The sequence below is a fragment of the Peteryoungia algae genome (assembly GCF_030369675.1).
Classification (GTDB): Bacteria; Pseudomonadota; Alphaproteobacteria; order Rhizobiales; family Rhizobiaceae; genus Allorhizobium; species Allorhizobium algae.
Map to the genome: position 1 here is coordinate 1533777 of NZ_CP128477.1, position 19239 is coordinate 1553015.

The following is a 19239-nucleotide window of genomic DNA, read 5'->3' on the forward strand; positions in this document are numbered from 1 at the left end:
CGTGATTTGCCAAGGCTCAGGAGACAGATCATGAGCACAGCCGACCAGCCACGCCCCATCACCGCCGAGAGTCTCGACACCGCATTTGCAGCCGGCATCCGCCATGGCTTCTTCACCCGCGACGGTGGCGTCTCCGAAGGGATTTACCGCGGCCTGAATGTCGGCCTCGGCTCGAACGACGATCCGGAGAAAGTCCGCGAAAACCGCCGCCGCGTCAGCGCCTGGTTCGGCCTGCCGCCGGACCGCCTCGCCACGGCACACCAGGTCCATTCGCCCGACGTCGTGGTGGTGACCGCCGAATACGATGGAAGCCGCCCCCAGGCCGATGCCCAGGTGACTGCGAGCCCCGGCGTGGTCCTCGGCGTGCTGACGGCAGATTGCGGCCCGATCCTTTTTGCCGATCCGGAAAACCGGGTGATCGGTGCCGCTCATGCCGGCTGGAAAGGTGCACTTGCTGGTGTGCTGGAAAACACGATCGAGGCCATGATTGCGCTCGGCGCGCAACGCGACAAGATCCGCGCCACGCTTGGGCCCTCGATCTCCCAGGCGAGTTACGAGGTCGGCCCCGAATTCGTCGATCGTTTCATTGCAACCGACCGCGACTTTGAGGCTTTCTTCATACCGTCCGCCAAGCCAGGTCATGCCATGTTTGATCTGCCGGGCCTGACAGTCAGGCGCCTGAACCGCGCCGGCGTGAGGGCCGACAGCATCGGCATATGCACCTATGCGGCTCCTGAAACGTTCTTTTCCTATCGCCGGACCACCCATGCGGGAGAACCCGATTATGGGCGCCAGATTTCCGCGATTGCGATGATGGAGGACTGAGATGGCCTTGCACTTCACCGAAAGCGAGTTTTCCGCCCGCCGCGCCCGCCTGATGGCGCGCATGGCCGAGGAGAAACTTGATGCCCTGCTGCTCTTCGCGCAGGAAAGCATGTACTGGCTCACCGGTTTCGACAGCTTCGGCTACTGCTTCTTCCAGACCCTGGTGGTCAAGGCAGACGGAACGCTGACGCTACTCACCCGCACACCAGACCTGCGCCAGGCAAAGCAGACATCGACGATCGAGAATATCGTTGTTTGGGTCGACCGCTTGAACGCAGACCCCGCCGTCGACCTGAGGAACCTGCTCAGCGATCTCGATCTGCTGGGCATGCGAGTCGGCGTCGAATATGACACCCATGGCATGACCGGCCGCGTCGCGCGCCTCGTTGACAACCAACTCACCAATTTCTGCCAGGTAATGGACGCGTCCTATCTCGTCAGCACCCTGCGGCTGGTGAAATCCCCGGCCGAGATCGCCAAGGTCACCCATGCCGCCGAACTGGCTGACCTCGCCTATGATGCCGCCCTGCCCCTGATCGGACCCGATGCCGACGAGGCGGAAATCCTGGCCGCAATGCAATCCGCGGTTCTGGCGGGCGGAGGCGACTATTCCGCCAACCCCTTTGTCATCGGCTCGGCCGCCGACGCATTGCTTTGCCGTTACAAGTCCGGACGGCGTCGACTGTCGCAGACGGATCAGCTCACGATCGAATGGGCCGGCGTCTCGGCACACTACCATGCGCCGATGCTGCGCACCGTGCTTGTGGGCAACCCGACGGCACGGCACCGGGAAATGCATACGGCAGCCCTCGATGGCATGAGGGCGATCGAGCACGTGCTCCGCCCCGGCCACACCTTCGGCGAGGTCTTCGACGCCCATGCCAAGATCATGGACGACCGAGGCCTGACCCGGCACCGCTTCAATGCTTGCGGTTACTCGGTCGGCGCCCGTTTCGCCCCTTCCTGGATGGAGCACCAGATGTTCCACGCCGGCAATCCCGAGGTGATCGCGGCCGACATGACGCTCTTCGTGCATATGATCATCATGGACAGCGATCGGGAAACGGCAATGACCGTGGGTCATACCTATCTGACCACGGAGACGGCCCCCCGCGCCCTGTCGCGCCACCCGCTCGACCTGATCAACCTGTGAGCTGGCGCATTAGGGAGTCTGCGTTGCAGTAGCGCGGTTTTGCCTGTCCATTCAGGGAATTGACAGGCAAAGCATGCTAGGCCCATTAATTGTGACAGGAGTGAAAGGGAAGGACCCGCCGTGGTGAAACATTCCCATAAACGATCCAGGAGCCGCGCCGCAGCCATCGGCTTGCTGATGCTGCTTGCCGGTTGCAACAGCACCGATGTCCTGACGCCACCCGCAGATGTCGGCGATGGCAGCCAGCCTTCCCCCTACTCCCAGCAGCTCGCTGCCCCTGCCGGGGGTGGCCAGACCGTGCAGAGCGCGCCGCTCGGTCAGTCTGGCGCCTATGCAGAGCCGCTCCGCGGCCCGCAGAACTCGCTGGAGGCCCAGGCTGTGGCGCTCGCGCAGGGCGGACGCAATCCGGCCGCGTCCACGCCGCTTGATGGCGCAGGCAGCCAGGCCTTCCCGAGCGCGCCACAACAGCCGGCTCGCCAGACCTCCCCGCCGGCAGCCCAAAGCCAGCAGGCGGCCCTTCCCCCGGCTGCTCAGGCGACCGGCAGCGTTCGCTTCCTGCCGATCATCGGTGCGCCGGTCCAAGCCGTGACGCCACTCTCCCGCCAGCTCGGTGCGGAGGCCCGCGCCCGAGGCCTCACCATCAAGAGCGCGAGCGACGCTTCCAGCGAACATATCCTGAAGGGCTACTTCTCAGCCTTCTCCGACAGCGGCAATGTCACCATCACCTATGTCTGGGACATACTGGACGCGAGTGGCGGACGCCTGCACCGGATCCAGGGCCAGGAGGTGGTCGCCTCCGGCGCGCAGGACCCATGGGCGGCCGTTCCGGCCTCGGTCATGCAGCAGATTGCCACCAAAAGCATGGCCGAATATGTATCATGGCGGAACAGTCGCGCCGGCTGACGCCCAACCGATTGGCGACCGCTGAAACCGCAAATCCTGCGCCCCATTTGACGCATCAACCGAAAATATGGGCCTAACTGTCCAAAGCTCTTGCATTCAGGGGCAAGGGCGCTAAAAAGCCCGCATCTCAGCATGGTAACAGGCGGGCCAAGATGAAGGTTTTCGCAGGTAATTCGAACCGGCAATTGGCCGAAACGATCTGCTCCTATCTCAATGTACCACTCGGCAAGGCCAGCGTCCGCCGTTTCGCAGACCAGGAAATCTTCGTAGAGATCCAGGAAAACGTGCGTGGTGAAGACGTATTCGTCGTTCAGGCGACGTCGTTTCCGACGAACGACCATCTGATGGAACTGCTGATCATGATCGACGCCTTCCGTCGATCCTCGGCACGCCGCATCACGGCGGTCCTGCCCTATTTCGGCTATGCCCGCCAGGACCGAAAGGCAGGCCCCCGTACGCCGATCTCGGCCAAGCTGGTCGCCAACCTGATCACTGAGGCGGGTGCCGACCGAGTGTTGACGCTCGACCTGCATGCAGGTCAGATCCAGGGCTTCTTCGATATCCCCACGGACAACCTTTATGCCGTGCCGTTGCTCGCCAACGACGTGAAGGAACGCTACGACACCAACAATGTCATGGTGGTCTCGCCTGACGTCGGCGGCGTCGTGCGCGCCCGCTCGCTCGCCAAGCGCCTCGACTGTCTGCTCGCCATCGTCGACAAGCGCCGTGACCGACCGGGTGAATCCGAAGTCATGAACGTCATCGGCGACGTCTCGGGCAAGGATTGCATCCTGATCGACGACATCGTCGATTCCGGCGGCACGCTCTGCAATGCAGCCGACGCCCTGCTGAAGAACGGCGCGACCAGTGTGACGGCCTACATCACCCACGGCGTTCTCTCGGGCGGCGCGGTGACCCGTGTCGCATCGTCGAGATTGCGGGAACTGGTGATAACGGATTCGATCCAGCCGACGACGGCTGTTCTCTCCGCCCCCAACATCCGCGTGCTGTCGACCGCAAACCTCCTTGGCGAGGCGATCAACCGGACGAGTCAGGAAGAATCGGTCTCCAGCCTCTTCGATTGAGGCGGCCTCTTTCACGTCTTGAGATTAGGATCGAAAAATCAATGTGAGCGATATCACAATCGCTTGCACTCTGGCTGTGCTTTGCATACAGCTTCCCGCGCAATACTCCATTTCAGAACCGCTGACCGCCCCTTTTGCGCGTGAATTAATGCCTCTCTTGGTTGAACAGCTGCTGAGCAATTCAGACTTCCATGAAACGGTTCGGGACCAGTCCCGGGCCCTGCTTCGCGTCAACGACCAGAGCCCCAGGCTCGCTGCGGTTTTCGGAACCCAGCAACGCTGGTTGCTCGGTCATCTCGCGATGGCGCAATATTTTCAGGAAGTTGCACGCGGCAATCCGGACCCCGTCGTCCTGATGGCACGCTTCCTCGAGCAGGTGAAGACGCTCGGCCTTTCCTCGGTCAACACGGCAGATGCCTTCATCAAGGAAATGCTGGTCTATGGCATTGGCCAGCAAAGCCAGACGGCCGATCGTCGCAACCGTCCCTTTGTCCCGACTCCGATCGCCATCGCGGCGACCCGCCACTGGACCTTTATCCATCTGACGAGCCTCGACCGGCTCGATGGCGGCCATCGGCTCGACGCCTTCGAGGCCAACGAGGCGATCATGGCGCGCCTCCATCCCGAGATCACACGCCGCGCTCTGGTATCGCCCGAGTTTCGCACCCCCTCACAGACCTGGTCGCTCTTCACCTGGCTCAACAATGGCGGGATCGTCATGGACTGGCTGATGGTCGGCGTCGAGCCGGTGGCCCCCTCGGTCGAACGCATTCCGACCCAGGTCCGCTCCGTCCCTGAACTCGCCGAGAATTTCCGGCTGTCGCGCACCCACCTGACCCGCAAGCTGCGGGAGGCAGAAGCGCTCGGCAGCATCGGCTGGGAAGGCAATCGAGGCCGGTCCACCATGTGGATATCTCGCGAATTCCTCAGCGAATACCTGACGACACAAGCGGTCAAGCTCGCCTTCATCGACGCCGCCTGCGAGGTGGTCGGTCTGCGCTGACCCTGATAGCGCGATCAGTGCTATACAAGCGGCAGCGGGCAGGCCTCGCCGCCGGAAAACAGCCTGGATCGCGTGAGAAAGCGCCGCTCACGCCCGTTGTCGAGTGAGAACATACCCCCTCGCCCCGGCACGACGTCGATGATCAATTGCGTGTGCGCCCAGACGGCATACTGGCTGCCGCTGATATAGAAGGGTACGCCACCGATCTCGCCCAGCTTCACATCCGTCTCGCCGACGCGGTATTCGCTCGCCGGGTAACACATCGGCGACGACCCGTCGCAGCATCCGCCGGACTGGTGGAACAGTATGTCGGGATGGTCTTTCCGGATTTCGGCGAGAAATGCGAGTGCGGCATCGGTGGCGGTCACCCGCGGTTCACCTGTGTCGGTCTTCATTGCCATTCTCCCACTGCCAGCGCCCCAACCCGTCGAAATTCGTGGCTGGAGGAGGCGAAAACGGTTGTGTTCGAGAACCGGAGCCGAGCGCACAGAAGGTACGCGAGCACCGGAAGCGCAGAACATGGCCGTTTGCAGCCCCTCCAGACGCGAAGCTCGGCGGGTTTAGAAGAAGCCGAGGGCCTTCGGGCTGTAGCTCACCAGCATGTTCTTGGTCTGCTGGTAATGGTCGAGCATCATCTTGTGCGTCTCGCGGCCAATGCCGGACTGCTTGTAGCCCCCGAAGGCCGCATGCGCCGGATAGGCATGGTAGCAATTGGTCCACACCCGCCCGGCCTGGATGTTGCGGCCGAAATTGTAGCAGGTGTTTGCATCGCGGCTCCACACGCCAGCACCAAGGCCGTAGAGCGTGTCATTGGCGATCTCCAACGCTTCCGCCTCATCCTTGAAGGTCGTGACCGAAACCACGGGTCCAAAAATCTCTTCCTGGAACACCCGCATCTTGTTGTGGCCCTTGAACACCGTCGGCTTGACGTAATAGCCACCCGCCAGATCGCCCGGGAGGTTGTTGCGCTCGCCACCGATCAGCACTTCGGCACCTTCCTGGCGGCCGATGTCCATATAGGACAGGATTTTCTCCAACTGTTCGGAAGAGGCTTGCGCGCCGATCATCGTCGACATGTCGAGCGGGTCACCTTGGCGGATCGCGGCAACGCGCTTGATCGCCTTTTCCATGAAGCGATCATAGATCTTCTCATGCACCAGTGCGCGGCTTGGGCAGGTGCAGACTTCGCCCTGATTGAGCGCGAACATCGCGAAGCCTTCCAGCGCCTTGTCGAGATAGTCGTCATCCTCGCGCATGACGTCTTCAAAGAAGATATTCGGCGACTTGCCGCCGAGCTCCAGCGTCACCGGGATCAGGTTCTGGCTGGCATACTGCATGATGAGGCGACCGGTCGAAGTCTCGCCGGTAAAGGCGATCTTGGCGATGCGCGGGCTTGTCGCAAGCGGCTTGCCGGCTTCAAGCCCGAAACCGTTGACGATGTTGAGCACGCCCGCCGGCAGCAGATCGCCGACCAGCTCGATCCAGACGAGGATGGACGCCGGCGTCTGTTCGGCCGGCTTCAGCACGACGCAGTTTCCGGCAGCCAGCGCCGGTGCCATCTTCCAGGCCGCCATAAGGATTGGAAAATTCCACGGAATGATCTGGCCGACGACGCCAAGCGGCTCATGGAAATGATAGGCGATCGTCTCGTGGTCGACCTCGCCGATCGTTCCTTCCTGCGCGCGGATGCAGGATGCAAAATAGCGGAAGTGGTCGATGGCGAGCGGAATGTCCGCCGCCATTGTTTCGCGCAGCGGCTTGCCGTTATCTAGGGTCTCTGCCCGGGCGAGCAGTTCGAGATTGTCCTCCATCCGCTGGGCGATCTTCATCAGGATGTTGGAGCGCTCGGTGGTCGATGTGCGACCCCACTTGTCTTTCGCGGCATGAGCAGCGTCGAGCGCAAGATTGATGTCATGCTCGTCGGACCTCGCGATGTCGCAGAGCTTGCCCCCTGTCACTGGCGTGGTGTTTTCGAAATAACGACCATTGACCGGCTCGCGGAACTCCCCGCCGATGAAGTTTCCGTATTTCAGCTTGAACGGCGAAGCAGCAATGGCCTGAACCTGAATATTCATCTGTCATCCTCCCTGTGCAGGAACCCCTCCCGGGCTCCCATAACAGGATGATCACAGTGTTCTGCTTGCGTTTGAAGCCATGGGACACAGTGCTGCAGCGCACAGTGTTTCAGGAATGCGACACACTGCCGCCTCCTTACTGCAACTGGAAGCGCTTCATCTTCCGGTGAAGTGTGGCGCGACTGATGCCGAGCATCTGGGCCGCCTGCGAGACATTGCCACTCGTGCGCGACAACACGCGCCGAAGTGCCGCTCGCTCTGCATCCTCCAGGTCGGACATGCCCTCTCCACGCCGCTCGCCGCGTGTTTCGCGCAGCGCGTCGGTGGCCGGCAGCCCCTGAGCGATGATGACGTCATCGAGTTTCAGCGCCACCCGCGCGGCTTTGGTTGCACCGAGAATGAGATCATCTCCGTCGACGGCAATCAGGGCGGAGAAGGAATTCGCCTGCGGCACGACCACGATCCGCGCGCCGGCAAAGGCCTGACGGAAGAGGTTCGCCTCGACGCGCGCGGCCGCATCGCGGACGGCCTGGGACAATACGGCGAGTGTCATGTCCGAAACGTCATTGCGGCAAGTGGAGACATCCAGTGCGGCCGCCACCCGACCGAGATGGTCGCGGATTGGCGCCGTTGCGCAGGAAAGCCCGATATTGGCGCTCATGAAATGCTGGTCGCGATGGATGACGACGGCACGCTCGTCGGCGAGTGCCGTACCGATACCATTGGTCCCGACGCTCGGTTCGCTCCACATCGTCTGTTGCCAGAGCCCGAGTGCCCGGAATTCCACATCATCGCCGGGTGCTCCACGACGGTCGACGACAATGCCGTCGGCATCGGCGAGAATGATGCAGCAGCCGGATCGTCCGATCATCTGGTAAAGTCGATCGACCTCGTCTGCAGAACTGCCGATCAGGCGCTCCATGCGCGCATGCGCTTCCCGAAAGGCTGCGTCGTCAACCTGCACCGGCTTGCGCGCCTCTTCGGGCTGCAGGCGGTAAAGGTTGAGGCAGCGGCTCCACGATGCAGCAACGGGTGACGTCACGGCAGCCGAAGCCTTCTGCGCCGTCGAATAGACGAGATCAGAATGGCGGATTTCCTGTCGCATCGGCTCCTCCCAAAGCACATCCGCCAGTATGCGCCTTCCTCCGACCGTGGCAATCGCTCAATCCAGCGGCAAAAGACAGCCGCTCGATTTGCTCAGGAAAGTGGCGCAGTTCTGCGACAGTTCGCCTGACCGATGCTGCTGCCACTCATGCGGCGAGTTCGCCCGGCTTGCCTTCGGAAATCTGCCCGGCATCCGCGCTGGCTTCGAGCCCGGCCTTGGCGGCCGCTGGAGGCGGATTGACGATATCCTGAATCTCCGACAAGGGCTGGGGTCTGCCATAGAAATAGCCCTGCACCTGCTCGCAGCCCTCGTCCTGAAGGAAGCGCAGATGCTCGGCATTCTCCACGCCTTCCGCGAGCACCGGAATATCGAGGCTCTGCGCGAGAATGAGCGTCGAGCGCACGATCGCGGCCGACTGCCGGTTGTCGGCGACATTGTCGATGAAGCCGCGGTCGATCTTGATCTTGTCGAAGGGGAAAAGCTGCAGCGTGGAGAGCGAGGAATAGCCGGTGCCATAATCGTCCATGGCAATCTTCACACCGATCGCCTTGAGCTGCCGGATGATCAAAAGGGCATGCTGCTGGTCGACGATGATGCCGGACTCGGTGATCTCGAGTTCGAGCCGTGCCGGATCAAGACCGGTTTCGGCAAGAATTTCGCGGACCCGCTGCGGAAAATTGGCATTGGCGAGCTGTTTCGGCGCGACATTGACAGCAATCTTGAGCGGATTGCCCCATTTGACCGCCTCTACACAGGCTTGCCGCAGCACCCAGTCCCCCAACTCCATGATGAAGCCCGTGCGCTCCGCAATCGGGATGAACTCGACCGGCGAGACCATGCCGCGACGAGGATGGAGCCAGCGCAGGAGAACCTCGAACCCGATCACCTCGCCGGACTTGGTATTGTTCTGCTTCTGGAAATAGAGCTGGAACTCGCCGCGCTGCAGACCTGTGCGCATATCCATGGCGAGCGCGCTGCGCTCGCGTGCGGCCTGGTCCATCGACTTGTCGTAGAAACAGATATTGTTGGATCCCGTGGCCTTCGCCCGATACATGGCGATATCGGCCTGAGCCAGCAGGTCGTCGACATCTTCTGCGGCATCGGGATAGACGGTGACGCCGATGCTGGTGCCGACCGAGAGCGTCAGCCCCTGCCATTCGATCGAGGCATTGATCTCGGTAATGATCCCGCGAGCGAAGTTCTCGGCCTCGGCCGCCGTGAAGATGCGAGGGCTGACGGCGATGAATTCATCTCCGCCGATACGCGCGACGAACTCACCCGACCGCAGATTCCGGGTCATGCGCTCGGCGACGACCCGCAGAACGTGATCACCCGCCGCATGTCCATGCACATCATTGATCTCCTTGAACCGGTCCAGGTCGAAGGAGAAGACATAGATGCGTTCATTCCGCGCCGTCGGCGTTTCCATGACATGCCCGACCCGCTCGAGAAAAGCGGCCCGATTCGGCAGGCCGGTCAGTGCGTCATGCAGCGAGAGCTGGCGGTAACGTTCGACGGCCGACTTGTTCGACTGGCGATCGATCACATAGGTCATCGCTCCGATCGCCAGAATCAGCAGCGTGACGAACATGAGGACGACCGTCATCACACTCTCGGGCAGCATGTTCGCGGGCATCGAGGCGGCGGAATTCGGCACGACGGTCAACGCTGTCATGCCGATGAAATGGGTCGACGCAATGGCGAGGACGAGTGCCAGGCCGCCGCCGTAGCGGCAAAAGCGGGTCACGGGACGCGCAACACGACTCGTCGCCATCGCGCCGAACAGGCCAGCAGCCAGCAGAGACGCCGCAACATAGCTATTGTCCCACTCCAGATGCCCCTGCACCTCATAGCCGGACATGCCGATATAATGCATGGAGGCGATGCCCGCACCGACGATGGCACCACCCGCCTCGATCAGCAGGCTCCGCTGGGTGGCAGTGGCAATCGAAAGCCCGGCCCCGGTCACCGCGATGGCCAGCACAAGAGACAGGAGCGTCGCAGTCGGCTTGTAGCCGGTGAGCACAGCCGCATCATAACCCATCATGGCCACGAAATGCGTCGTCCAGATCGCCGACCCGCCAATGATCGCGGTGAGCGCCGTCCAGCTCGCACGCATGGCGCCCCTTGTGTTGCGCATGCGGCTGAACAGCCGCATCGTCAAAAAGGAACCAAGGACGCAAACGACAACCGCTCCGATGAGTGAGAGCGGATTGTGATCGACGGCGATGCAGGAAAGTACTGCGAGCATAAGTGAAAACCAGTTGAATCGGAGAAATAAAACATAACAATAGTCAATTGCTAAATGCTCACCGGGCATGGTTACCAAATCCGATCCCGGGCGCGGTTCCGACCAAAAGGGATCACGAACGCGTTATTGTTGGCTTTCCCCGCGAGAACCTTGCCATTCCGCCACATCTGGTCTATAGGCGCCCGATCCGCACAGACACCCTTGGAGGCAATGTGGATGGGACCGGAAACGGTCTCCGGTTCTGGCATGGCATAGAAGCCGCCAGGGCTCTCCAGTAACTTGAAAGGTAAAGCCATGAGCCACGCTTCTTACGAGCTCAAGGCCGTAGCACGCGAACGGGTAGGTAAGGGGTCCTCCCGCGAACTTCGCCGCAACGGTCTCATCCCGGCTGTCATCTATGGTGACAAGCAGGCCCCGATTGCGATCTCGATCAACACGAACGAGGTCACCAAGCGTATCCATGCCGGCGGTTTCATGACCACGGTTGCCACCATCGATCTCGATGGCAAGAAGATCCGCGTTCTGCCCAAGGACTACCAGCTCGACGTCGTTCGTGATTTCACGATGCATATCGACTTCCTGCGCGTCTCGGCAAACAGCCAGGTTTCGGTTCAGGTACCGGTTCACTTCATCAATGATGAGAAGTCGGCCATCAAGACCGGCGCCGTTCTCAACATCGTTCGTCACGAAGTTGAACTGCACTGCCCGGCTTCCGACATCCCGGAAGCAATCACCGTTGACCTCGCCGGCCTCAAGGTCGGTGACGCGATCCACATTTCGGCTGTCCAGCTGCCGAAGGGTGTGACGCCTGTGATCGCCGATCGCGATTTCACGATCGCCACGATCGTCGCGCCGGCTGCCGGTGTTGCCGAAGACGAGAGCGAAGAAGCGACCGAAGGCTGATCCTTCGCGCCCTTCTGATTTCGAAACCCGTCTCCGCAAGGAGGCGGGTTTTCTCGTTCCGGGACAGGCTCCGCTGAAATCCTCGTTTCCGAGTATTCGGCTTTAGGCAGATTTAAACGGTTTTGTGAAAGCCTGCGCGCTCAATCCAGACGCGAGGGACCGTTGAAGACAATGTCGGACAGCCCGAACCCTGCGGAGCACAAGGCGCAATGACACGATCGGTCGAGAGCAGATTCCTCGCCATCGTCGGCATTACGATCTTCATTTTGGTCGTGCCGCTCTTTGGGCTGTTCCTGTCGCTTGCGACGGAACGGGCCGCAAACGAGCAGCAGCAGAACCTCGACATTCTGCTGGCCGCCAATGCCCAGGCGCTTGCCAAGCCGCTCTGGGACTTCGATCAGGAAAGCGTGGAGCAGATCACCGCCACGATCGTCTCCAACGGACCTGTCACAAGGGTCAACGTCAAGGACATATCGGGCGGCATCTCGGTCTCGATGCCGGCGCTGCCAAGATGGTCGAAGAACGGACTGGAATCGATCACGCGGGAGATCCACTACCGCGCCGTCGAAGGGCCGAAACACGTCGGCACCATCACCATCTACTACAGCCGGATCGACATGTTCTCCTCGCTGCGCCAGGCAGAGGTCATGCTGATCGGCATCTTCATGCTGGCCGTCATCGGCGTCGTGGGCTCCGCCATCATCGGCAACCGCCTGATGGTGATGAAGCCGCTCCTGAAGCTGACGGCCGCAATCGAGGCGACCCGTCGGCTCGGCTCCCGCCACCATGTCGACTGGCAGTCGAATGACGAGATCGGACGCCTGGCCCGCAGCTTCAACGCCATGCAGATCAAACTCGAGCAGGAGGAAGGCGAACTCCGCCTCGCCCACCGCCGTTCGACGGACATCTACAACACGACGCCCGCCATGCTGTTTTCCCTCGACGAGGAAGACCGGATCACCGGCGTCAGCGAATACTGGCTGCTCGCCACCGGCTATCAGCGCCATCAGGTCGTCGGACGAAAATTCGTCGAACTCGTGCCGAAGGACGCCCGGACCGCCTATCAGGAACGCAAGAAGACGTGCGCCATCGCCGATGTCCTGGAAGCCACGACCCAGTTCGTCTGTGCCAATGGCACGATCATGGATGTCCTGATCGCCGAGGCGAGCCGCAAGATCGAAGGCGCGAAGGAAGATCTGTCCCTGAGCGTCATGACGGACGTGACCGCCCTCAAGCAGTCCGAGGAACGCAACCATCATCAGGCGATCACCGACCATCTGACGGGGCTTCGCAACCGCCAGGGCTTCGAGACGGCCCTCGACAATGAGATTGCCGCAACCGACGAGGCCGGCGAGGAGCTCGCCTGCATCTTCGTCGACCTCGACCGCTTCAAGTGGATCAATGACAATCTCGGCCACCAGGCCGGTGACATAGTCCTCTGTCGTTTCGTCGAAAGCATGAACCTGCGTCTTCCCGAAGGCGCGATTGCCGCCCGCCTCGGCGGCGATGAATTTGCCGTGCTGCTGCGCGGCCCGGCGATCGAAGAGGTCGCGACGGAAATCAGCCGGACACTGTGCGATATCTTCATCGAACCGATGACCATCGACGGCTCGACCGTGCGCCTCAGCGCCAGCATCGGCATCGCGCTCTACCCGAGCCATGCCGCCAATGCCGCCGAGCTGCTGCAGAAATCCGACATGGCCATGTATAGCAAGAAGCGCGACGGCAAGAACGGCGCTCAGCTCTACAATTCCGACATTCAGGACCACACCCGCCGCCGGGCCGAGATCGAGCACGACATCGAGGAAGGTCTGGCAGAGGACTGGTTCGACGCCTACTTCCAGCCGATCGTCGAAGTCGGAAGCGGCCGGACCGTCGGCTACGAAGCCCTGATGCGTCTCGTTCACCCCGAGCGTGGCATCATCCCGCCTGCCCAACTCATCCGGGTCGCGGAAGAGAACGGCGCGATCAGCCGTCTCGGCGGCAAGGTCCTGGAAAAGGCGCTGGCAAACCTTGCAAAGCTCAGCGCAGCGACCGGCGATCAGGACGCCTATCTCGCCGTCAATTTCTCGCCGCTGCAGTTCGATCCGTCGCTACCGGTTCGCCTCGCCGCCTTGACCACCCAGTTCGAGATTGCACCGCACCGGATCGTCATCGAGATCACGGAAGCGACGCTCCTGCACGACAATCCGCAGATCCGCACGATCCTCGACGAGTTCAACCGCTACGGCTATCGCCTGGCGCTCGACGATTTCGGTACGGGCTATTCATCGCTCAGCTACCTGAACCGGTTCCCCGTAGACATCGTCAAGATCGACCAGTCCTTCATCCGCTCGCTGACCGAGGACGAGGAAGAACTGCGCCACAAGAGCCGCATGCTCGTCGAAGGCATCACGGCGATCTCCCACAAGATGGAATGCACCGTGGTCGCCGAAGGCATCGAGACCGACGAACAACGGCGCATCCTGGAAGAATTCGGCGTCGATTACGGCCAGGGTTATCATTTCGCCCGTCCGCAGCCGCTATCGGCACTCATCGAACAAGCCACTGCCAATCGGGCACGCCTGCAGAAGGCGTCTGCCGGCTGACATCAACGGAAGAGGGATCAGCAATGAAAGTCCTTGCCATCATGCTTTCACTTGCGGCGGCCCCGGTCGCTGCCGCAGACACCGTCCACTTCACCACCGAGGACTACCCACCCTATAACTACCGGGAAGGCGACCAGATCGTCGGTGCCGGCTATGATCAGCTCCTTCTGATGATGAAGGAGATCAATATCCCCTACACCATCGAGATGATGCCCTGGGCCCGGGCCATAGCGCTCGCCGAAACCGAGCCGATGCACTGCGTCTTCACGGCCGCCCACATCCCCGAACGCGACAAGAAGTTCAAATGGGTTGAGCCGGTCGCCGTCGGACGAAATTTCATGGTGTCCCACAGGAAATCCGGCATTACGGTCGGAAACATTGAGGAGGCCAAGGGCTACATCGTCGGCACCCAGCGCAACGACTACACCCAGACGCTGCTGGAGAACGAAGGCTTCCCGAAGATTGACCTTGCCACCGACCTGAAACTGACCCTGAAGAAGCTGCAAAGCAAGCGCATCGACCTGATGCCGATCTCCGAGCAGCACTATATCGAGCTGCAGGAAAAGGGTGAGGAACTCGAAGCGCAATTCGTCTTCTCGGAACAGATATTTGCCATCGCCTGCAACGCGAATTTTCCACAGGACCTGCTGGCCCGCATGCAGGGCGAGCTGGACAAGCTGATCGCCGACGGCACCCAGGCCAAGATCTTCGACACATACAATCTGCGCTACACGAACTTCGGCCTGGTCGCGGCCAAACCCTGAAGCTGCCGACAACCGTCTTGACTTTCGCGCCATTTCGCTATGGGGAAAGGCAAAAGAACATCAAGACGGATCTCGGGCGATGATCATCCTGGCCGGCCTCGGCAATCCCGGTGCGCAATATCAGAAGAACCGGCACAATATCGGCTTCATGGCTGTCGACGCGATCCAGCGCCGCCACGGCTTCTCGCCATGGGCAAAGAAGTTCAAGGCCGAAATCGCGGAAGGCACGCTCGCCGGCGAGAAGGTCATGCTGATCAAGCCGCAGACCTTCATGAACCTGTCGGGCGAAAGCGTCGGCGAGGCCATGCGCTTCTACAAGCTTTCACCCGCAGACCTCATCGCCATCTACGATGAACTCGACCTCCTGCCCGGCAAGGCCCGCATCAAGACTGGCGGCGGCCATGGCGGACACAACGGCATCAAGTCGCTCGACGCCCATTGCGGCCTGAACTACCGGCGCCTGCGCCTCGGCATCGGCCATCCCGGCGACAAGTCCAAGGTCCACAACCACGTGCTCGGGGACTTTGCCAAGGTGGATGCCGAATGGCTGGATCCGCTGCTCGAAACGCTCGCCGACAATGCCGAGATGCTCGTGCGCGGTGAAGACTCGCAGCTGATGAACAAACTGGCGCTGGCGACCGGCGCCAAGGCCGAGGACGAAAAGCCCGCAAAGGCGCCCAAAGGCCCGAAGCCTGCCCAGTCCCATATCCATCAGGCCCGCAATTTCAATCAGCCGAAGAAGCTCCCCGAGAAGGGGCCCATGGCCGAGATGCTGAAAAAGATGTTCGGCCCCAAGAGCGACTGACATCCTGTTTTCAAGGGCACCTCCCCTGCCCGCAACCGACACACGCGCAAAACGACCGGAAGACCGCCATGAGCCACGACATCACCACCGACCTCGTCACCCTGCGCGACTACTGGCGTTACGCGATATCGCGCTTCAACGCTGCGGAACTGAGCTACGGCCATGGCACCCACACAGCCGTCGACGATGCCGCCTTCCTCCTGCTCGACAGCCTCGACCTGCCAATCGATACGCTCGATCCCTTCCTCGACGCGAAACTTCTGCCCGCCGAGCGCCGCTTGCTTGCAGACCGTATCGAGACGCGTGTCGCCACCCACAAGCCATCGGCCTATCTCACCGGCCGCTCCTACATCCAGGGTCTGCGCTTCTTCGTCGACGAACGCGTGATCGTGCCGCGTTCGCATATCGGCGAGATCCTGTTCAACGAATATGGCGGCGAATTCGGCTCGACCTTTCTGCCCGACCCCTTCGCCGTCGAAAGCGTCGTCGACATCTGCACCGGCTCCGGCTGCCTCGCCATCCTCGCGTCCCGCTTCTATCCCCTGGCGGCGATCGACGCCGTCGATCTCTCGGCCGATGCGTTGCAAGTCGCGGAAAAGAACCGCCAGGCCTATGGTCTGGAAGACCAGCTGACGCTGCACCAGGGCGACCTCTTCACGCCGCTATCAGGCCGCAAGTTCGATCTCATCATCACCAATCCGCCCTATGTCGATCACGAGGCCATGGAAGAATTCCCGGCCGAATACCGTGCCGAACCCGCCATGGCCCATGACGGCGGCGAGGACGGCCTCGACCTCGTCCGGACACTGCTCGCCGAGGCTCCGAAACACCTGAACCCCGGCGGCGGCATGCTCTGCGAAATCGGCCGTGGCCGCGACATTCTCGAAGCCGAATTCCCAGATCTCGACTTCCTCTGGGTCGAGACGACGGAAGAGGAAGATGCAGTGTTCTGGATCAGCGCCGAAGCATTGGGCGTAAAGGCGAAGCAGGGCAAGTGAGGAAAGGCAGGGGGCGCCTTTTCCCGGCGACCATCACCGTGTCGCCAGAAGCCCCTCGGCCAGCGCCTGAAACGCCTCCTGCGCCTTTGGGAGCACGCTCTCCGGCTCGGCGCTGGCAGCAACCCACATGGCGGCATTCAGCGCCGCCCCGCTGATCAGCCGCGCAGCGGCTTCCGCATCGACAGGCTTGAGCACGCCTTGCGACATCAGGTCCTCGACCGCCTGGCGGGTCGCCTGGAGGCAGGAATTCTGGCTCGGCCACAACGAGGGATCCCCAAGCACGGCCGGACCGTCGAGCAACACGATGCGCTGCACCTCGGGATCGAGGGCCATCTCGATATAGGCCGCCCCTTCGGCCAGGAGCGCATCCCACCCCTCGCCGGCCGCAGCCCCACGCCGCTTGGCCCGCTGGGCCATATCGCCATCAATCTGGTTGACGACGGCGGCAAACAGCCCCCGCTTGTCGCCGAAATTGTGGTAGAGCGCGCCGCGCGTCAGCCCCGCCTCGGCCGTCAGCGCATCCATGGAGGCATCCGCAAAGCCCTTCTCGGCAAAGGCCTTGCGCGCAGCCGTGATCAGCTTGCCGCGATTTTCCTCCATACTTTCCGATCGTGTACGCCTCACGCCATCCTCCGAGCTTCAGATACACACCGTATGTAATTTGACATACGCCCCGTATGCGAGTAGATCCACATACGCAACGTATATGAAATCTTCGACCCGCAGCCAAGCGGCATTTCAACGGCCCGTCCTTCGGGCCGAACGGCGTCGCCTGCCCGAAAGGAAAAGCATGACCAAGCCTGAACCCGTCTTCCCCGCCAACCGGCACGCGCTCTACGAGCAGCACGGCTATTCCGCCGCAATCCGCACCGGGGATCTCCTCTTCGTCTCCGGTCAGGTCGGCAGTCGCGATGACGGCACGCCCGAGCCGGACTTCATCTCCCAGGTGCGCCGTGCCTTCGCCAATCTCCAGGCAACCCTCGCCGCAGCCGGCTGCACCCTGGCCGACCTCGTCGACGTCACCACCTTCCACACCGACCCGGAAAGCCAGTTCGGGGCGATCATGCAGGTGAAGGCGGAAGTCTTCCCCGCCCCGCCCTATCCGAACTGGACGGCTGTTGGCGTCAACTGGCTCGCCGGCTTCGATTTCGAGATCAAGGTGATCGCACGGATACCGCAGGCAACCTAGGCTAACGGTCTTGCTGCGCCTGTCAGGAGGACGCGAGAACCCGCGTCCTCACTCCTCCGGTTCCGCCGTGAACAACAGCGGCATGCCCGCCTCCTTGGCGAGATCCATCGCCTCCGTCACCTTCGTCTCCGCAATCTCGCGCGTGCAGACGACAACCACGGCCGACCCGAACTTGTGCGCCGTCATCATCATCCGGTAGCCCGTTTCCTCACTCATCCGGAAGACGACCTTGAGCACGATCGTGACGAAGTCACGCGGCGTATAGTCGTCATTGTGCAGAAGCACTTTGTAGAGCCTCGGCTTCTCGACCTTCGGCTTGGTCACCGTCTTCGGCGTCAGCACTGTATCCTTCGCCATCATTCCTCCGGCAACTTCAGGCCCTCCGGGGGCCGCAACACTTGACCATGTCCCTCCTATACCCCATAGGCGTGGGCAACGAAAATCCATCCCGAGCAGGTATTCAGAGCCATGGGCTTCAAATGCGGTATCGTCGGGCTTCCGAATGTCGGCAAGTCCACTCTCTTCAACGCGCTGACCAAGACGGCGGCAGCCCAGGCAGCCAACTATCCCTTCTGCACGATCGAGCCGAACACCGGTGAAGTGGCCGTTCCCGATCCGCGCATGAAGAAGCTCGCCGACATCGCCGGCTCCAAGGAAATCATCCCGACCCGCATCTCCTTCGTCGACATCGCCGGCCTCGTGCGCGGCGCGTCGAAGGGAGAAGGCCTCGGCAACAAGTTCCTCGCCAACATCCGCGAAGTCGATGCCGTAGTCCACGTGCTGCGCTGTTTCGAGGACGACGACATCACCCATGTCGAAGGCAAGATCGACCCGGTCGGCGACGCCGACACGATCGAGACCGAGCTCATGCTCGCCGACCTTGAAAGCCTTGAGCGCCGCGTCGAGCAGACCCGCAAGCGCGCCGCCTCCAAGGACAAGGAATCCACCGCCCAGCTGCCGATCATGGAACAGGTGGTGAAGCTGCTGAACGAGGGCAAGCCGGCCCGTCTTCTCCTGAAGACGATGGCTGCCGACGAGATCGAGATCCTCAAGGGCCTCAACCTCCTCACCTCGCATCCGGTCCTCTACGTCTGCAACGTCGCCGAAGGTGACGCCGCAACCGGCAACAAGCACACGGAAGCCGTTGCCCAGATGGCGACGGAACAGGGCGCGGAATGCGTCATCATCTCGGCCGCCATCGAAGCCGAAGTGGCCCAGCTGCCGGAAGAAGAATCAGTCGAATTCCTCGCAGCCCTCGGCCTCGACGAAGCCGGCCTCGACCGCCTGATCCGCGCCGGTTACCATCTGCTGGACCTCATCACCTACTTCACCGTCGGCCCGAAGGAATGCCGTGCCTGGACCATTGTCCGCGGCACCAAGGCACCCGCCGCCGCTGGCGTTATCCACACCGATTTCGAACGCGGTTTCATCCGCGCCTTCACCATTTCCTATGACGACTACATTGCCTTCAAGGGCGAAGTCGGCGCCAAGGAAGCCGGCAAGGGCCGCGACGAAGGCAAGGAATACGTGGTCCAGGACGGCGACGTCATCCACTTCCGCTTCAACACCTGATCGCATCGAGCAGGGATCAA

Annotated in this window: 18 protein-coding genes; 12 read left to right on the forward strand and 6 right to left on the reverse strand. The window is 61.7% G+C overall.

What is annotated here, in order from left to right; translation table 11 throughout:
* The first annotated feature begins 30 nt into the window (after window positions 1–30).
* The 5 genes from pgeF to QTL56_RS07580 all read left to right on the forward strand — a co-directional run bounded on the left by pgeF (window position 31) and on the right by QTL56_RS07580 (window position 4969).
* The gene (gene pgeF, locus QTL56_RS07560; protein WP_229574066.1) at window positions 31–825 is read left to right on the forward strand and encodes a peptidoglycan editing factor PgeF; all 795 of its coding nucleotides are present in this window, start codon (window positions 31–33) and stop codon (window positions 823–825) included.
* A gap of 1 nt (window position 826) precedes the next feature.
* Window positions 827–1978, forward strand: a complete 1152-nt coding sequence (locus QTL56_RS07565; protein ID WP_245136416.1) for a M24 family metallopeptidase — start codon at window positions 827–829, stop codon at window positions 1976–1978.
* A 177-nt stretch (window positions 1979–2155) separates the two neighbouring features.
* Window positions 2156–2881: a hypothetical protein gene (locus QTL56_RS07570; RefSeq protein WP_245136641.1), complete on the forward strand. Its 726-nt coding sequence runs from the start codon at window positions 2156–2158 to the stop codon at window positions 2879–2881.
* A gap of 152 nt (window positions 2882–3033) precedes the next feature.
* Complete coding sequence (locus QTL56_RS07575; protein ID WP_229574068.1) at window positions 3034–3966, forward strand: ribose-phosphate pyrophosphokinase; 933 nt, start codon at window positions 3034–3036, stop codon at window positions 3964–3966.
* 148 nt (window positions 3967–4114) lie between these two features.
* Window positions 4115–4969, forward strand: a complete 855-nt coding sequence (locus tag QTL56_RS07580) for a hypothetical protein (RefSeq protein WP_245136415.1) — start codon at window positions 4115–4117, stop codon at window positions 4967–4969.
* Window positions 4970–4989: 20 nt separating this feature from the next.
* Here the strand turns inward: QTL56_RS07580 and QTL56_RS07585 are convergent, their stop codons facing one another.
* The 4 genes from QTL56_RS07585 to QTL56_RS07600 form a co-directional block, all read right to left on the reverse strand.
* Window positions 4990–5364, reverse strand: coding sequence for a DUF779 domain-containing protein (locus tag QTL56_RS07585; RefSeq protein WP_245136414.1), 375 nt, complete (start codon window positions 5362–5364; stop codon window positions 4990–4992).
* Window positions 5365–5529: 165 nt separating this feature from the next.
* On the reverse strand, window positions 5530–7044 hold the full coding sequence (adh, locus tag QTL56_RS07590) for an aldehyde dehydrogenase (RefSeq protein WP_245136413.1): 1515 nt from the start codon (window positions 7042–7044) through the stop codon (window positions 5530–5532).
* A gap of 136 nt (window positions 7045–7180) precedes the next feature.
* Window positions 7181–8149 carry a helix-turn-helix domain-containing protein gene (locus QTL56_RS07595; RefSeq protein WP_245136412.1) on the reverse strand — a complete coding sequence of 323 codons (969 nt, stop codon included), beginning with the start codon at window positions 8147–8149 and terminating at the stop codon, window positions 7181–7183.
* Between the two features lie 145 nt (window positions 8150–8294).
* Window positions 8295–10400 carry a putative bifunctional diguanylate cyclase/phosphodiesterase gene (locus tag QTL56_RS07600; protein ID WP_245136411.1) on the reverse strand — a complete coding sequence of 702 codons (2106 nt, stop codon included), beginning with the start codon at window positions 10398–10400 and terminating at the stop codon, window positions 8295–8297.
* 294 nt (window positions 10401–10694) lie between these two features.
* On the opposite strand from QTL56_RS07600, the gene QTL56_RS07605 reads away from it, so the two are divergent.
* The 5 genes from QTL56_RS07605 to prmB all read left to right on the forward strand — a co-directional run bounded on the left by QTL56_RS07605 (window position 10695) and on the right by prmB (window position 16458).
* Complete coding sequence (locus QTL56_RS07605; RefSeq protein ID WP_229574078.1) at window positions 10695–11303, forward strand: 50S ribosomal protein L25/general stress protein Ctc; 609 nt, start codon at window positions 10695–10697, stop codon at window positions 11301–11303.
* 209 nt (window positions 11304–11512) lie between these two features.
* A complete protein-coding gene (locus QTL56_RS07610) occupies window positions 11513–13891 on the forward strand; it encodes an EAL domain-containing protein (protein WP_245136410.1) in 2379 nt (792 codons plus the stop codon).
* Between the two features lie 23 nt (window positions 13892–13914).
* The gene (locus tag QTL56_RS07615; protein WP_245136409.1) at window positions 13915–14655 is read left to right on the forward strand and encodes a substrate-binding periplasmic protein; all 741 of its coding nucleotides are present in this window, start codon (window positions 13915–13917) and stop codon (window positions 14653–14655) included.
* A 79-nt stretch (window positions 14656–14734) separates the two neighbouring features.
* Entirely contained in the window at window positions 14735–15460 is a 726-nt protein-coding gene (gene pth / locus QTL56_RS07620) for an aminoacyl-tRNA hydrolase (protein WP_245136408.1), read from the forward strand.
* Window positions 15461–15528: 68 nt separating this feature from the next.
* A complete protein-coding gene (gene prmB / locus QTL56_RS07625) occupies window positions 15529–16458 on the forward strand; it encodes a 50S ribosomal protein L3 N(5)-glutamine methyltransferase (protein WP_245136407.1) in 930 nt (309 codons plus the stop codon).
* A gap of 33 nt (window positions 16459–16491) precedes the next feature.
* Here prmB and QTL56_RS07630 read toward each other — a convergent pair whose 3' ends face one another.
* Entirely contained in the window at window positions 16492–17082 is a 591-nt protein-coding gene (locus QTL56_RS07630) for a TetR/AcrR family transcriptional regulator (RefSeq protein ID WP_245136406.1), read from the reverse strand.
* Between the two features lie 166 nt (window positions 17083–17248).
* Between QTL56_RS07630 and QTL56_RS07635 the strand changes: the two genes are divergently transcribed.
* Complete coding sequence (locus QTL56_RS07635) at window positions 17249–17647, forward strand: RidA family protein (protein WP_245136405.1); 399 nt, start codon at window positions 17249–17251, stop codon at window positions 17645–17647.
* Window positions 17648–17695: 48 nt separating this feature from the next.
* Here the strand turns inward: QTL56_RS07635 and clpS are convergent, their stop codons facing one another.
* On the reverse strand, window positions 17696–18004 hold the full coding sequence (clpS, locus tag QTL56_RS07640) for an ATP-dependent Clp protease adapter ClpS (RefSeq protein WP_245136404.1): 309 nt from the start codon (window positions 18002–18004) through the stop codon (window positions 17696–17698).
* 111 nt (window positions 18005–18115) lie between these two features.
* On the opposite strand from clpS, the gene ychF reads away from it, so the two are divergent.
* On the forward strand, window positions 18116–19219 hold the full coding sequence (gene ychF, locus QTL56_RS07645; RefSeq protein WP_245136403.1) for a redox-regulated ATPase YchF: 1104 nt from the start codon (window positions 18116–18118) through the stop codon (window positions 19217–19219).
* The last annotated feature ends 20 nt before the right edge of the window (window positions 19220–19239 follow it).

What these genes read in the sequence shown, in the direction of transcription:
- QTL56_RS07605 (WP_229574078.1), top strand. Translation starts at nt 10,695, where the DNA reads ATGAGCCACGCTTCTTACGAGCTCAAGGCCGTAGCACGCGAACGGGTA.
- QTL56_RS07635 (WP_245136405.1), top strand. Translation starts at nt 17,249, where the DNA reads ATGACCAAGCCTGAACCCGTCTTCCCCGCCAACCGGCACGCGCTCTAC.
- clpS (WP_245136404.1), bottom strand. Translation starts at nt 18,004, where the DNA reads ATGGCGAAGGATACAGTGCTGACGCCGAAGACGGTGACCAAGCCGAAG.
- QTL56_RS07570 (WP_245136641.1), top strand. Translation starts at nt 2,156, where the DNA reads ATGCTGCTTGCCGGTTGCAACAGCACCGATGTCCTGACGCCACCCGCA.
- QTL56_RS07575 (WP_229574068.1), top strand. Translation starts at nt 3,034, where the DNA reads ATGAAGGTTTTCGCAGGTAATTCGAACCGGCAATTGGCCGAAACGATC.
- pth (WP_245136408.1), top strand. Translation starts at nt 14,735, where the DNA reads ATGATCATCCTGGCCGGCCTCGGCAATCCCGGTGCGCAATATCAGAAG.
- adh (WP_245136413.1), bottom strand. Translation starts at nt 7,044, where the DNA reads ATGAATATTCAGGTTCAGGCCATTGCTGCTTCGCCGTTCAAGCTGAAA.
- prmB (WP_245136407.1), top strand. Translation starts at nt 15,529, where the DNA reads ATGAGCCACGACATCACCACCGACCTCGTCACCCTGCGCGACTACTGG.
- QTL56_RS07600 (WP_245136411.1), bottom strand. Translation starts at nt 10,400, where the DNA reads ATGCTCGCAGTACTTTCCTGCATCGCCGTCGATCACAATCCGCTCTCA.
- QTL56_RS07615 (WP_245136409.1), top strand. Translation starts at nt 13,915, where the DNA reads ATGAAAGTCCTTGCCATCATGCTTTCACTTGCGGCGGCCCCGGTCGCT.
- QTL56_RS07580 (WP_245136415.1), top strand. Translation starts at nt 4,115, where the DNA reads ATGCCTCTCTTGGTTGAACAGCTGCTGAGCAATTCAGACTTCCATGAA.
- pgeF (WP_229574066.1), top strand. Translation starts at nt 31, where the DNA reads ATGAGCACAGCCGACCAGCCACGCCCCATCACCGCCGAGAGTCTCGAC.
- QTL56_RS07565 (WP_245136416.1), top strand. Translation starts at nt 827, where the DNA reads ATGGCCTTGCACTTCACCGAAAGCGAGTTTTCCGCCCGCCGCGCCCGC.
- QTL56_RS07595 (WP_245136412.1), bottom strand. Translation starts at nt 8,149, where the DNA reads ATGCGACAGGAAATCCGCCATTCTGATCTCGTCTATTCGACGGCGCAG.
- QTL56_RS07585 (WP_245136414.1), bottom strand. Translation starts at nt 5,364, where the DNA reads ATGAAGACCGACACAGGTGAACCGCGGGTGACCGCCACCGATGCCGCA.
- QTL56_RS07610 (WP_245136410.1), top strand. Translation starts at nt 11,513, where the DNA reads ATGACACGATCGGTCGAGAGCAGATTCCTCGCCATCGTCGGCATTACG.
- ychF (WP_245136403.1), top strand. Translation starts at nt 18,116, where the DNA reads ATGGGCTTCAAATGCGGTATCGTCGGGCTTCCGAATGTCGGCAAGTCC.